The organism is Leucobacter sp. UCMA 4100, from assembly GCF_027853335.1.
GTDB lineage: Bacteria > Actinomycetota > Actinomycetes > Actinomycetales > Microbacteriaceae > Leucobacter_A.
In genome coordinates, this window is the sequence record NZ_JAFEUS010000002.1 from 1,456,474 (window position 1) to 1,467,482 (window position 11,009).

Genomic DNA, 11,009 nt, shown 5'->3' on the forward strand with positions numbered 1-11,009 from the left:
AGGAACTATCCATGCCACGTACCACCCGCCTCTTCTCCCGCCGTGCCCTGTCGCTGCTGGCAGCGTCCGTGCTCGCGTTCTCTCTTGCTGGATGCGCAACATCCGGCGAGAACGATGCGGGAGCAGACGATGAGCGTCCCGTGGTGCTGACGACGTTCACGGTTCTCGCGGACATTGCCGAAAACGTCGCGGGTGACCATCTGAGGGTGGAGTCGATCACGAAGGCCGGGGCCGAGATCCACGGCTACGAGCCCACACCCGGCGACATCCGCAGAGCGTCGGAGGCTGACCTGATTCTCGACAACGGAATGAACCTGGAGGCGTGGTTCGCACAGTTCGTCGAAGGGCTGGATGTGCCTCACGTCGTCGTCAGCGAAGGAGTCGAGACGATCGACATCACCGAGGACGCCTACGCGGGGATGCCGAACCCACACGCATGGATGAGCCCATTGAACGTGCAGATCTACGTCGACAACATGGTCGACGCCTTCAGCGACCTCGACCCCCAGAATGCAACCGAATACCAGGCCAATGGTGAGGCGTACAAGGCCGAGCTGCAGACGGTGCAGGACGAGCTGGTCGACGAGCTGTCGGTCCTGCCGGAGAATCAGCGAGCGTTGGTCACCTGCGAGGGTGCGTTCTCCTACCTTGCCAGGGATGCCGGGCTGACCGAGAGATACATCTGGGCGGTCAACGCCGAACAGCAGGCCACCCCGCAGCAGATCGCCTCGGCGATCGAGTTCGTCCGCGACGACGCCGTGCCCGCGGTGTTCTGTGAGTCCACCGTGTCCGATGCCGCGATGCAGCAGGTCGTGGAAGCCACCGATGCTGATTTCGGTGGTGTGCTGTATGTCGATTCTCTGTCCGAAGCGGAGGGCCCTGTCCCGACCTATCTGGATCTGATCCGCCACGACGCGACCACCATCATCGACGCGCTAACGGCACGGAACTGATGACGGTCGCGATCTCGGTGCGCGACGTCACCGTCCACTATGGTGAGGTCCTCGCTCTCGACCGTGCCACCCTCGACATCCAGGTCGGGCGGGTATGCGGGCTCGTGGGGATGAACGGGTCGGGTAAGTCCACCCTGTTCAAGACGGTCATGGGTCTGCTGCGCCCTGATTCCGGCACGGTGCGCGTGAACGGCGAGAACCCGGGCAAAGCGCGCAAGTCAGGGGTCGTGGGTTACGTGCCGCAGAGCGAGGTCGTCGACTGGGCATTCCCGCTCTCTGTGCGCGATGTCGTCATGACCGGCCGCTACGGGCACATGGGGTTTACCCGCCACGCGAAGAGAGCCGACCATGAGGCTGTAGATCATGCGCTGGAACGGGTGGAGCTGACCGAGTACGCGAACCGGCAGATCGGGCAGCTCTCCGGCGGTCAAAAAAAGCGCGCGTTCGTCGCGAGAGGCATCGCTCAGGGGGCGACGATCCTGCTGCTGGATGAGCCGTTCGCCGGCGTCGATAAGCGCTCCGAGGCTACGATTACCCGGCTGCTGCGGGAACTCGCCGACGATGGGGCCACGATCCTCGTCTCCACTCATGACCTTCATGCGCTGCCCGGCCTCGCCGACGAGGCGATCCTATTGATGCGACGCGTGCTCATGCACGGGGACCCGGACGAAGTGCTCCAGCCCGACAACCTTGCCCTGGCCTTCGGCCTGGACGTCCTGAACCGAGGCACCACCTCATGAACCTGACCGACTTCTTCCTCGAACCCCTCAGCTACGACTTCATGGTCCGCGCCCTCGCAACCACCCTGATTGCCTCGATCGTGTGCGCGGTGCTGTCTTGCTGGCTTGTCCTGATCGGCTGGTCGCTCATGGGCGACGCCGTCTCCCACGCCGTCCTCCCCGGCGTGGTTCTCGCCTACATCGCCGGCGTCCCCTTCGCGCTCGGAGCAGTGGTCTTCGGCTTTCTTGCTGTCGCGCTCATCGGAGCGGTGAGAGACACCAGCCGTGTCAAAGAAGACGCCGCGATCGGGATCGTGTTCACCACACTGTTCGCTCTAGGGCTCGTGCTGATCTCGGTCACGCCGTCGCAGACCGACCTGAACCACATTATCTTCGGCAACCTGCTGGGCGTCTCCTGGGCCGATCTCACCCAGATCATCATCCTCGGTGCGATCACCTTCACGATTCTCGTCACCAAACGCCGCGACTTCACTCTCTACGCCTTCGACTCCACCCACGCCCACGCCATCGGACTGAACCCGAAAATCCTCGGCGCCGTCCTCCTCGGACTCCTCGCCCTGACCGCCGTCGTCGCCCTGCAAGCGGTCGGCGTTGTCCTCGTCGTCGCGATGCTCATTATCCCGGGAGCTACCGCCTACCTGCTCACCGACAGGTTCGGACGCATGCTCGTCATCGCCCCCGCGATCTCCGCAGGCTGCGCCGTTATCGGCCTGTACTTGAGCTACTACCTCGACACTGCGTCCGGCGGCATGGTCGTCCTCGCTCAGGGAGCCGTCTTCGCGCTCGTCTACCTCTTCAGCCCCCAGCACGGTCTCATCGGGACCCGGATTATGAGCACACGCCGCAGACGCGCACTCGCTTCCGCACAGTAAGGGCATCACGCATGCGCCGCAAGAGCGACAAGTCAGGGACCAGAGCACGCTATCTTCGTGCCATCTGGTCACTGACCGAGAACAGTGACGCTCCAGTCACGGTCACCGGCCTAGCCGGTGCGCTGCGATTCGTACCAGGGAGCGTCTCCGAACAGGTAAAGCGACTCGCCGAGGACGGTCTCGTCAACCACGAACGGTACAAGAGCATTTCGCTCACTCCTACGGGACGACTCGAATCGATGCGGGCAGTGCGGACGAACCGGATACTGCGGTGCTTCCTCCACGACGTCCTCGACCTGCCCTGGAGCGAACTCGCCGCCAATGCCGACGCATTGGAAGCCAGCAGCTCACCCCGCTTCCTCCAACGAATCGAAGCCTCCCTCGACCAGCCCACCCACGACCCCTACGGGCAACCCATCCCCACGCCAGACGGCCGCATCGAGACTCCCACCGATATCCCCCTGCGGGAACTCGCACGCCCGCGATGGGCTCCAGTGAAGATCACACGCATCGCGGACGCGCCACTTGAAACACTGGTATTCCTCGACGAGCGACACCTTCGCCCCGGCACACGGTTAGACATCCAGGCCTGCACAGCGGAAGTCAACATCATCGAGGTCCGCACGGCGCAATGGCATGGCACGTTGCTCCCTGCCGGAACAGGCGTGCTCCATGCATCACTCCACGACGAAGCTACGGGGTGACCGCATCAACTGGCGACGACAGACACATAGAGTGCGTCTGTCGCCGAACGCCCCAGTGCTACCGAGGTGTCCGATCCCGTAACTCGCGCATCCAGTGCGTCCGAGAACGGGGCACCTTCGCCGATCTCCAGCGTTGATCCGATCACGAAACCGTGCTCATCGAAGAACTGCAGGAGCGCCGGATCCGAGTCCGAGATGCGCTCGACCACGACTCGGTGCCCCGCGCCGACTTCGGATAGCTGTGTCGCGTCCGGGATATGCACCGTCCCATCGGCTGATGGGATCGGGTCACCATGAGGGTCGCGGGTGGGGAACTCCAAGAACTCGTCGATCCGGTCAATCATGAAGTCGGACACCGCATGTTCAAGGTGCTCCGCCTCGTCATGCACCTGATCCCACGAGTACCCCAAGACACTGACGAGGAACGACTCAATCAGCCGGTGCCGACGTACCATCGCCAGCGCGTACGAGCGCCCCGTCTCCGTCAACTCCACCGAACCATAAGGCGCATGCTCGACAAGACCCTGCGTAGAGAGCTTACGGACAGCATCCGAGACCGAAGAGAGCTTCAACCCTGTTCGCTCCGCGAGGAGCGTCGGCGTCACCGGCACCGACGACCACTCCGTCAGACCCCACACGGCCTTCAAATAGTTCTGGGTGCTCGCGGACAACTCAGAGACGGACATGAACTCAGCATAACGCCGAACATGCAACTACGTCATGGCTATGCTCAAAAGTACGGCGTCGAGGCGGCGCGCTCATCGACAGGCGTTCCCCGGCCACAGGAGCTACTGGTCCAGCCTCGACTGGACCAGTGGAACGTATGACGCATCCTTCTCGAAGCACAGCACGCGATAGCCATCGCTGACCGCTGCTTCCACCGTCGTCCCCGATCCAGCGAATGGCTCCAGCACCACTCCGTGCGGCGGGGTCACCAACGTGACGAGCCAGCGCATCAACGCCAACGGTTTCACGGTTGTGTGCGATACCCCGAACGCGCGGGGTCGTTCCGCTGTGGAGGGCTTGTGGTCGAAGCGGAAGATCGGGAACTTCCGCGACAGTGACTCGCCCTGCCACGTCCCCGTCAACACATCCAACGCATCCGCCTGACCCGGATCGAACGCGACGTTCGTCGGCCACCGGCCGTCAGCGAACCTCGCCCCGTCGATGTTGATCCCACCGACGCCGTGCTCGAGGATGTTGCGGACGACGTTTCCTTCGGGTGGCTTGCGGGCGATGATGATCGGCTCGAATGCCGGCCGCAGTGCCGTGCCCCATCCATCCCACTGCTGCGCGTCCTCGGTGACCGGGGTGCCTTTGGACAGGACCGTGCGGGTCGCGCCGAGCACCCCGTCATGATCAGTGGTCTGCACGATCCGATCAGCACGATGCACGCCGTGATGCTTGTCGATCGCGTGCGAGAGGTCCATCGATTTGGGCATCCCGGTGGTGTGCAGCCATGCAATCTGGTCGCGGATCTCGAACCCTGCGTTCTCGATCCCGCGCACCATCCGGTGCCAGGTGCGTGCACCACCGAACGCTGCAACATACGCCCCCGGCTTCAACGCATGCAATGCTCCCGCAGCCCACGCCGTGCACCACGTCTCGAACAACTCCGGCGCACTCATCGCACCCGTGTCGAGGTGCGGGAGGGATTCCCTGAACCCGGACGCGTCATCCCAGGCCTGTCCGTTGAAGCTCAACCCGTACGGCGGGTCAGTGACCAGAGCGTCGATGCTCGCCTCGGGCAGGAGCGGGAGGAGCTCGACCGCGTCACCGAGATAGAGCGTTGCCCGCTCATCAGCGAAGACGGGCTTCGGAAGTTCGGTCAGCGGCGGGGTGGGGTTGGACATGATCGTGGCTCCCTGCTGTTCGGGGCCTGTCCGCGCTCGTGTGCGACGAACAGGGCTACCCAGCAGGTACGGGCCAATCCGACTACGACGAGCCGACACAGCCCCAGCGTCGACGCCACGTCAGAGTCAGTCGCAGCGCGCCGAGTCCGTGATCAGCGAGGTGCCTGTGCCTCGCTGATTCCCAGCGCCAGATTTTCTCCCACACACGATCGGCAATCAACGAAGAAAGCCCCATTAACGCAGTAGTGATCGCTCGACCAGCTCTTGAGGCCCCCGGGTGCGTGTTGCGAAAGCGCTAGGGGTTAGGCCATAGCGACGTTTGAAAGCTCGGCTGGCAGCGGAGGCGTTTTGCCAGCCCACGGATCGGGCAGCCTCGGTGATGGTCACGTCAGAGGACGAGAGTAGCTCCGCCATACGGTCGGCGCGGGCGTTCCATAAGAATGCGGCGGGGCTGATCCCGAGATCTTGACGAAATAGTCGCGTTAGCTGGGACTCCGACAATGCAACTTCGCTGGCCAGGTTTTCGATCGTCCATGCGCGGCCAAGGTGCTGATGCAGGACCCGTATGGCCTCGGCAACTTGTCGATGCGGCGCTGGAGGCTGTTGAGCTGTCTTCGCCATCCGATGCTGAGATGTATTGCCTGCAAACAGGGCGACAGCTGTCAATACATCGGCAACTCGAGCCAACCTGGTGAGCTCACTTGAGACACGGCGGTCTAGTGCAGAGAGTGCACTCAACGCTGGCCGCAGCGCCTGGATTCCGCACAAGCCAACATTGAGCATGGTTGGAGCTTGCCTTCCGCTCTGCGCAACAACGAGGTGATGCGCGAGCGGGTGTTGAGGTGAAAACCACTGCAGCTGGGTTTGAATGAATTCCTCATGCAGATAGAAGGTGACGGTATGAGTGAAGCTCCTAGGAGTTGCTGAGCACCAGGTCTTTGCAGGGATCGAAACCACGCTGCCAGGCCCGAGCTGAGTTGTGCCTTCTGCAAATGTCAGGTCGGACCATCCAGCTGTAACGAATACGACTTTCACACAATCCGTCAGCACTTGCTGTGTCTGCTTGATATGAACCATCTCGTGGACCATCAACGGCCCGCGCTGTCCGCGAAAGAGGAGGTCGTCCGTCAGATGGATCATTTGCGGACCTCAGAGGTTCATCGCTCTGGGGGCCTGCACAATCGTCCTGTTCAAGGGCTCAGGGACGGGGTGAGGTGATGCACGTCCCGCTCGGGCATGCCAGCGGCGCGTACGGTGCTCGATCTCGATAGGGTACGAAAAGCACTCGCTGACCAGTTGGGTGGTGAGTACGTCGTGAGCTGGACCGGATGCGTGCACGCGTCCGTCCTTGATGAGCATGGCGTGTGTGGTCGTCTCGGGGAGTTCTTCAAGGTGGTGGGTCACCAAGATTGTCGCGAGCGCAGGCTGTTCCCGATGCAGTTCGTCGACGGTCGTGAGGAATTGCTCTCGTGCAGCGACATCCAGGCCTGTGGAGGGCTCATCTAGGAGCAGGAGAGGCGGGTCAACCAACAGAGATCGTGCGATCAAGGTGCGTCCCCGTTCACCTTGCGACATCGTCTCCCAGGTTGCGTGTTTAAGCGCGCCCAGTCCAAGCATTCGAGTCAGTTCAGTGGCTCGCTCGACGACTTCGGTATCAGGTCCCACCGCATCATGAGTTCCGTGGTGCCTGTCGCGCCAGTGAGTACGACCTCGAGCACGGTCAGGGGTGCACGGAGGGGGTGGCGGGGATTGACGTGACCAATCGACTGTCGTAATTCCCGGATGTCAACCCGTCCTAGCTTGCGCCCGAGAACGTGCACGCTGCCACGCGTCGGGTGATTTACCGCCCCGCACATGCTCAGGATCGTGCTCTTACCTGCGCCGTTCGGGCCGATGAGGGCCCAATGCTCTCCGGCTCGAACTGTCAGATGAACGTCGGTTAGGATTTCGCGTGCATCACGGACGAAATCGACGGAATCTAGTCTCAGAATCTCTTTTTCACTCATGACCGCCCTCCAGCGCGGTTACGCGATTCCCTGCGTAGTCGTCTCCGTGGGGGCTGTTCTGCCTTTCCTTGAGAGTGAAGGAGAGGCTAAAGCCCGCCATGACCAACGCCGCCATCACGATGAAGACGATTTGTATGTTTGTGTGGTCAGCGATCATGCCCAGAATCGGGCTCAACAGGCCCCCGAGTGAGAGTGTGAGCCCCAGCGTGACGCCACTTGCGACACCGATCCGATTCGGCAAGTACGAGTGCGAAAGAGTGATCTGCGCAGCGAAGGGAAGGAATAGGCTCACCCCCAAGCACGCCGCCGCGACGATGACCACGACCGGCGAAGGGGCAAGCACAATCGCAAGTGTTGACAGAGCTGCCAACAGATACCCGGTGCGAACGATCCGCAGCCGTCCAAAACGATCCGCGAGCCAGCCACCGGTCAGGGTACCGATCGCACCGGCCGCGGGAAACAAGGACAATGCGATCGATGCGTAACCCGTGCTCACGTCGAAACGTTGAATTGAGTACAGCGAGATAAACGTGGATGTGCCGACGTATGCGACCGACCACGTTGCAAGTACAGCGGTGAGCAACATGAACGCCCGCCAGTCATCCGGAATGGTCACCTTTGGGCGGGCGGGAGCCGCTTCAGTTGTAGAAGCACGTGCAAACATGTGCCGCCAGGAAACGGCAACGTACACCAGCCCGAGCACGATAGCTGGAATGATGAGTAGCCCAGTGCCGGGCAAGCCAAACCAACCGACCACGAGGATAACGGCAGAGGGAGCAAGGGCAACTCCGACATTGCCGCCCACTGAGAATAGGCTCATAGACTTGCTCGTGCCACCGCCAGCATCGCGCGCCTCCATCGTTGCGGCCGGGTGATAGGCCGCAACTCCGATCCCTGAGATGGCGACAACGATCCAAACCGCGAGGTAAGAGTCGGACACCAAGCCGCTCAATGCGATACCCACGCCAGCGGCGAAGAGGCCGGCCAAGCTCATCCAACGCATTCCATATTTGTCGCTGAGGTGCCCGAAAATCGGTTGGGCGATGCTTGATAGTGCGGTCGCCGCGAGGGTGATTCCTGCGACAGCGGCGTAGGAATATTCCGCGTGCAGGACGAAGAATGGAAGCAGAGCCGCGACTGCGCCGGTGTAAAAGTCGTTGGCAGCGTGGGTAGCCGTCAGCGCCCAGAGGCCCATCCGGTTTCGAGTATGTGTCGGAGTTGAATTCATGTGTTCCTCTTGGAGAGTGCGCGTCTCCGGTGGGTGGTGGTCAGGAGATGCCGCACGGTGAAAGCAGGGCTGACTGGCACGGGAGGTCGCTCCGCTAGCAGGGGTGCCGGTCGGGCTAAGACCTGCTGCGGCAACGAAGAAGTCTTCCAATCATGAGATACACTGTACACAACATCTCAGACAAGTAGTGAAGTGAGGTATCATCGTGGCCCAAGTGAGACGCGCGCCGCTAGCCGAGCAAGTGTCCGAGCTACTCCTCGATCGCATCAGATCCGGAGAGTGGCCGCTGGGCGCAAAGCTGCCCGGAGAGAACACCCTCGGCCCTCAACTTGGAGTGGGCCGCTCGACTGTTCGCGAAGCAATCCGTCAGCTCGCAGGTCGCGGTGTGCTGGCGACCAGGCAGGGCGCTGGAGTGTTTGTCACTGCACTCGACGTCACCGAAGACTGGGACGCTGTGCTGCGTCGAGTTGATATCGTCGAAGTGATTGAGGGGCGTGTTGCTATTGAATCCGAAGCTGCAGCCCTTGCCGCAGAACGGCGAACTCCCCAAGACCTCCGAGCGATCCGCCGCATGCTTACGCAGCGTGAGAACCACGACACTCGGGAAGGCTATGTCGATGCTGATATGCGCTTCCACCGCGCGGTAGTCGCTTCTTCGCATAACTCACTTCTGCTGGAAATGTTCGACAACTTTGTGCCCAGACTCCGTGAAGCGATGATTGATATGCTCCGCATCAAACGGACATTCGACGACCATGCTGACCAGGGAGCTCACTCACAGCTGGTTGAAGCGATTGCTCAGCGCGACAATGCATCCGCGAGAGATCTGAGCCGCGCGCATCTGATGTCACTCAAAAATGGAATGGAAGCGGGCTAGAAAGTCTGCACAAGCTCACGATGCCGAAGATGCTTGTGGGTATTAGTGGATCGCGAGTACCCAACTGAGCTGTAGGCCGTACCTGCGCGCCACCGAATGAGGCGATGGAGACGCAACTGGCCAGCGCGAATCTGCCTTTGGGTCACGTATGGACAGCGCACCTTCTGAATGTGACGGTGTCGATCAGAGTAATGGCCGCCGGCGACGGATACCGGTACTTACTGAACTCCGTTGTGACTGGCGACCGTGATCGCTATGCTGCATCGTCCCTGACGATGTACTACCTCAAGTCCGGCATCCTGCGCTCCACGTCGCCCCGAAAAACACGAAGTTTTGGCCGTTCGGAGGGAAGAATGTGATGGGAGTCGTCGGCGATTGGTCCCAAGGGGCAGGCTGCCAGAGTGGCGACTGCCTCTAGCGACGCGCGGCGGATCCAGTATGTGTGGGGGCGGGGTGTGCGTCGTCTCTCGTGAAGGCAGACGCGGGAGCCGCCATTCCCCAGATGTACATCGCGTCCAGCACCGGTCGCAGCTGCCAGCCCAACTCGGTGAGCTCGTAGACCACCCGCGGTGGGATCTCAGCGTATGCGGTGCGTGTAACGATCCCTCGCGCTTCGAACAGGCGCAGCCGGTTGGTCAACGTATGCGCACTGATGCCGTCCAATGCCTCGCGCAGCTCGCCAAAGCGCTGCGGGCCGTGCATCAGCTCGCGCACGATCAGCGTCGCCCACGGCCCGTTAAACAACATCAGGAACCTGGCGACACCACACTCAGGAAGCTCCACCTCACTCATATTTCTCAGCATACGCGCCATTGGTGCAGTTGACGTAACCGATGCACCATGTGCACTAATAGAAGTATGACATACATCGTGCATGGCGCTACCGGCGCCCAAGGATCCCCCGTTCTCACTGCTCTCATCGCAGCCGGCAAGCAGACTATCGCCGCCGTCCGAACTCCCGCGGGCCTGCCCGATGGAGTAACCGCTGTCTCCGTCGATCTCGTCGACGCCGATGCGCTCACCGCCGTATATTCCGGCGCAGAAGGCGTGTTCGTACACCTGCCTATGGACGGCCCCGACCGGGCTCCCGCGTACGTCGAAGCGATCACCGCCGCGGTGGCTGCCACCCGTCCGGGCCGGGTCGTGATCTCCACGAGCGGACAGGTCGTCGACCAGCCCGGCACTTCGTTGCAGGCGCCGGAGAACAGCCCGATCGCGACCCTGATCCGTAACGTCACTGATACTGGGGTGTCCACTGCCGTGGTCGCGCCGCGGCTGTACCTGGAGAATCTGCTGCTTCCCGTGGTCGCGGGACCGGCCGGGGATGAAGGAGTGCTGCGCTATCCGCTGCCGGAAGCGTTCCCGGTGTCCTGGAGCTCGCATCTGGACGTCGCCGATGTCGTCGTCCGTCTCCTCACAGACACCTCGGAGACCGGCACTATCGCGATCGGACACCTGCCCGCACTCACCGGCCCCGACCTCGCGCGTGGGTTCTCCGAGCGGCTCGGCCGTGAGGTCCGGTACGAGGCGATCACGCCGGACGAGTTCGGGAAGCTGATCACGCCTCTGTTCGGCGCCGACGCGGCCGCGCCTGTCGTCGGGCTTTATCAGGCGCTGAACGCGCAGGATGGCAATACGATTGCCGAGGCCAACAGCACCCAGTCACTCCTCGGGCTGCAACCTCGCACGGTGGCCTCCTGGCTTGATGCGGTCGGCGTCTGAACTGGGGCGACCTGAGACCGGTCGTGGGTTCCGTCAGAAATCTCGGGAAACCAC

Annotated in this window: 13 protein-coding genes and 1 pseudogene; 7 read left to right on the top strand and 7 right to left on the bottom strand. The window is 62.1% G+C overall.

All coding sequences use genetic code 11. The features are described from left to right. The first annotated feature begins 11 nt into the window (after positions 1-11). From JSO19_RS06935 to JSO19_RS06950, 4 genes are read left to right on the top strand one after another with little or no spacing between them, the layout of a single operon-like run. A complete protein-coding gene (locus tag JSO19_RS06935; RefSeq protein WP_270910638.1) occupies positions 12-953 on the top strand; it encodes a metal ABC transporter substrate-binding protein in 942 nt (313 codons plus the stop codon). After that, positions 953-1,693 (top strand): metal ABC transporter ATP-binding protein, encoded by a 741-nt coding sequence (locus tag JSO19_RS06940; protein WP_442915678.1) that lies wholly within the window; start codon positions 953-955, stop codon positions 1,691-1,693. Before JSO19_RS06935 ends, JSO19_RS06940 begins: the two co-directional genes overlap by 1 nt. Further along, positions 1,690-2,565: a metal ABC transporter permease gene (locus JSO19_RS06945; protein ID WP_087054590.1), complete on the top strand. Its 876-nt coding sequence runs from the start codon at positions 1,690-1,692 to the stop codon at positions 2,563-2,565. The genes JSO19_RS06940 and JSO19_RS06945 overlap by 4 nt, the downstream gene beginning before the upstream one ends. An 11-nt stretch (positions 2,566-2,576) precedes the next feature. After that, positions 2,577-3,269 carry a metal-dependent transcriptional regulator gene (locus JSO19_RS06950; protein WP_087054591.1) on the top strand — a complete coding sequence of 231 codons (693 nt, stop codon included), beginning with the start codon at positions 2,577-2,579 and terminating at the stop codon, positions 3,267-3,269. A gap of 5 nt (positions 3,270-3,274) precedes the next feature. Here JSO19_RS06950 and JSO19_RS06955 read toward each other — a convergent pair whose 3' ends face one another. From JSO19_RS06955 to JSO19_RS06965, 3 genes are all read right to left on the bottom strand, one after another. Beyond that, complete coding sequence (locus tag JSO19_RS06955) at positions 3,275-3,955, bottom strand: metal-dependent transcriptional regulator (protein WP_087054592.1); 681 nt, start codon at positions 3,953-3,955, stop codon at positions 3,275-3,277. A gap of 102 nt (positions 3,956-4,057) precedes the next feature. Further along, positions 4,058-5,122: a DNA-methyltransferase gene (locus JSO19_RS06960; RefSeq protein WP_087054593.1), complete on the bottom strand. Its 1,065-nt coding sequence runs from the start codon at positions 5,120-5,122 to the stop codon at positions 4,058-4,060. Positions 5,123-5,356: 234 nt separating this feature from the next. After that, the gene (locus tag JSO19_RS06965; protein WP_270910641.1) at positions 5,357-6,262 is read right to left on the bottom strand and encodes an AraC family transcriptional regulator; all 906 of its coding nucleotides are present in this window, start codon (positions 6,260-6,262) and stop codon (positions 5,357-5,359) included. Positions 6,263-6,358: 96 nt separating this feature from the next. Here JSO19_RS06965 and JSO19_RS06970 point away from each other — a divergent pair, with 96 nt between their 5' ends. Next, positions 6,359-6,628, top strand: a complete 270-nt coding sequence (locus tag JSO19_RS06970) for a hypothetical protein (protein WP_270912156.1) — start codon at positions 6,359-6,361, stop codon at positions 6,626-6,628. Positions 6,629-6,673: 45 nt separating this feature from the next. Here JSO19_RS06970 and JSO19_RS06975 read toward each other — a convergent pair. From JSO19_RS06975 to JSO19_RS06985, 3 genes and pseudogenes are all read right to left on the bottom strand, one after another. After that, positions 6,674-6,739, bottom strand: a pseudogene (locus tag JSO19_RS06975) (hypothetical protein); the annotation flags it as partial. Positions 6,740-6,744: 5 nt separating this feature from the next. After that, positions 6,745-7,128 carry an ATP-binding cassette domain-containing protein gene (locus tag JSO19_RS06980; RefSeq protein WP_270910643.1) on the bottom strand — a complete coding sequence of 128 codons (384 nt, stop codon included), beginning with the start codon at positions 7,126-7,128 and terminating at the stop codon, positions 6,745-6,747. Further along, positions 7,121-8,356 carry an MFS transporter gene (locus JSO19_RS06985; RefSeq protein WP_270910644.1) on the bottom strand — a complete coding sequence of 412 codons (1,236 nt, stop codon included), beginning with the start codon at positions 8,354-8,356 and terminating at the stop codon, positions 7,121-7,123. Before JSO19_RS06985 ends, JSO19_RS06980 begins: the two co-directional genes overlap by 8 nt. 205 nt (positions 8,357-8,561) lie before the next feature. Here JSO19_RS06985 and JSO19_RS06990 point away from each other — a divergent pair, with 205 nt between their 5' ends. Next, entirely contained in the window at positions 8,562-9,233 is a 672-nt protein-coding gene (locus JSO19_RS06990; protein ID WP_270910646.1) for a FadR/GntR family transcriptional regulator, read from the top strand. Positions 9,234-9,647: 414 nt separating this feature from the next. Here the strand turns inward: JSO19_RS06990 and JSO19_RS06995 are convergent, their stop codons facing one another. Further along, positions 9,648-10,025 (bottom strand): winged helix-turn-helix transcriptional regulator, encoded by a 378-nt coding sequence (locus JSO19_RS06995; protein ID WP_270910648.1) that lies wholly within the window; start codon positions 10,023-10,025, stop codon positions 9,648-9,650. A gap of 66 nt (positions 10,026-10,091) precedes the next feature. On the opposite strand from JSO19_RS06995, the gene JSO19_RS07000 reads away from it, so the two are divergent. After that, on the top strand, positions 10,092-10,955 hold the full coding sequence (locus tag JSO19_RS07000; protein WP_270910649.1) for an SDR family oxidoreductase: 864 nt from the start codon (positions 10,092-10,094) through the stop codon (positions 10,953-10,955). The last annotated feature ends 54 nt before the right edge of the window (positions 10,956-11,009 follow it).

Coding starts and splice junctions, on each gene's coding strand:
- JSO19_RS06935 (WP_270910638.1), top strand. CDS start 12: ATGCCACGTACCACCCGCCTCTTCTCCCGCCGTGCCCTGTCGCTGCTG.
- JSO19_RS06940 (WP_442915678.1), top strand. CDS start 953: ATGACGGTCGCGATCTCGGTGCGCGACGTCACCGTCCACTATGGTGAG.
- JSO19_RS06945 (WP_087054590.1), top strand. CDS start 1,690: ATGAACCTGACCGACTTCTTCCTCGAACCCCTCAGCTACGACTTCATG.
- JSO19_RS06950 (WP_087054591.1), top strand. CDS start 2,577: ATGCGCCGCAAGAGCGACAAGTCAGGGACCAGAGCACGCTATCTTCGT.
- JSO19_RS06955 (WP_087054592.1), bottom strand. CDS start 3,955: ATGTCCGTCTCTGAGTTGTCCGCGAGCACCCAGAACTATTTGAAGGCC.
- JSO19_RS06960 (WP_087054593.1), bottom strand. CDS start 5,122: ATGTCCAACCCCACCCCGCCGCTGACCGAACTTCCGAAGCCCGTCTTC.
- JSO19_RS06965 (WP_270910641.1), bottom strand. CDS start 6,262: ATGATCCATCTGACGGACGACCTCCTCTTTCGCGGACAGCGCGGGCCG.
- JSO19_RS06970 (WP_270912156.1), top strand. CDS start 6,359: ATGCCAGCGGCGCGTACGGTGCTCGATCTCGATAGGGTACGAAAAGCA.
- JSO19_RS06980 (WP_270910643.1), bottom strand. CDS start 7,128: ATGAGTGAAAAAGAGATTCTGAGACTAGATTCCGTCGATTTCGTCCGT.
- JSO19_RS06985 (WP_270910644.1), bottom strand. CDS start 8,356: ATGAATTCAACTCCGACACATACTCGAAACCGGATGGGCCTCTGGGCG.
- JSO19_RS06995 (WP_270910648.1), bottom strand. CDS start 10,025: ATGAGTGAGGTGGAGCTTCCTGAGTGTGGTGTCGCCAGGTTCCTGATG.
- JSO19_RS07000 (WP_270910649.1), top strand. CDS start 10,092: ATGACATACATCGTGCATGGCGCTACCGGCGCCCAAGGATCCCCCGTT.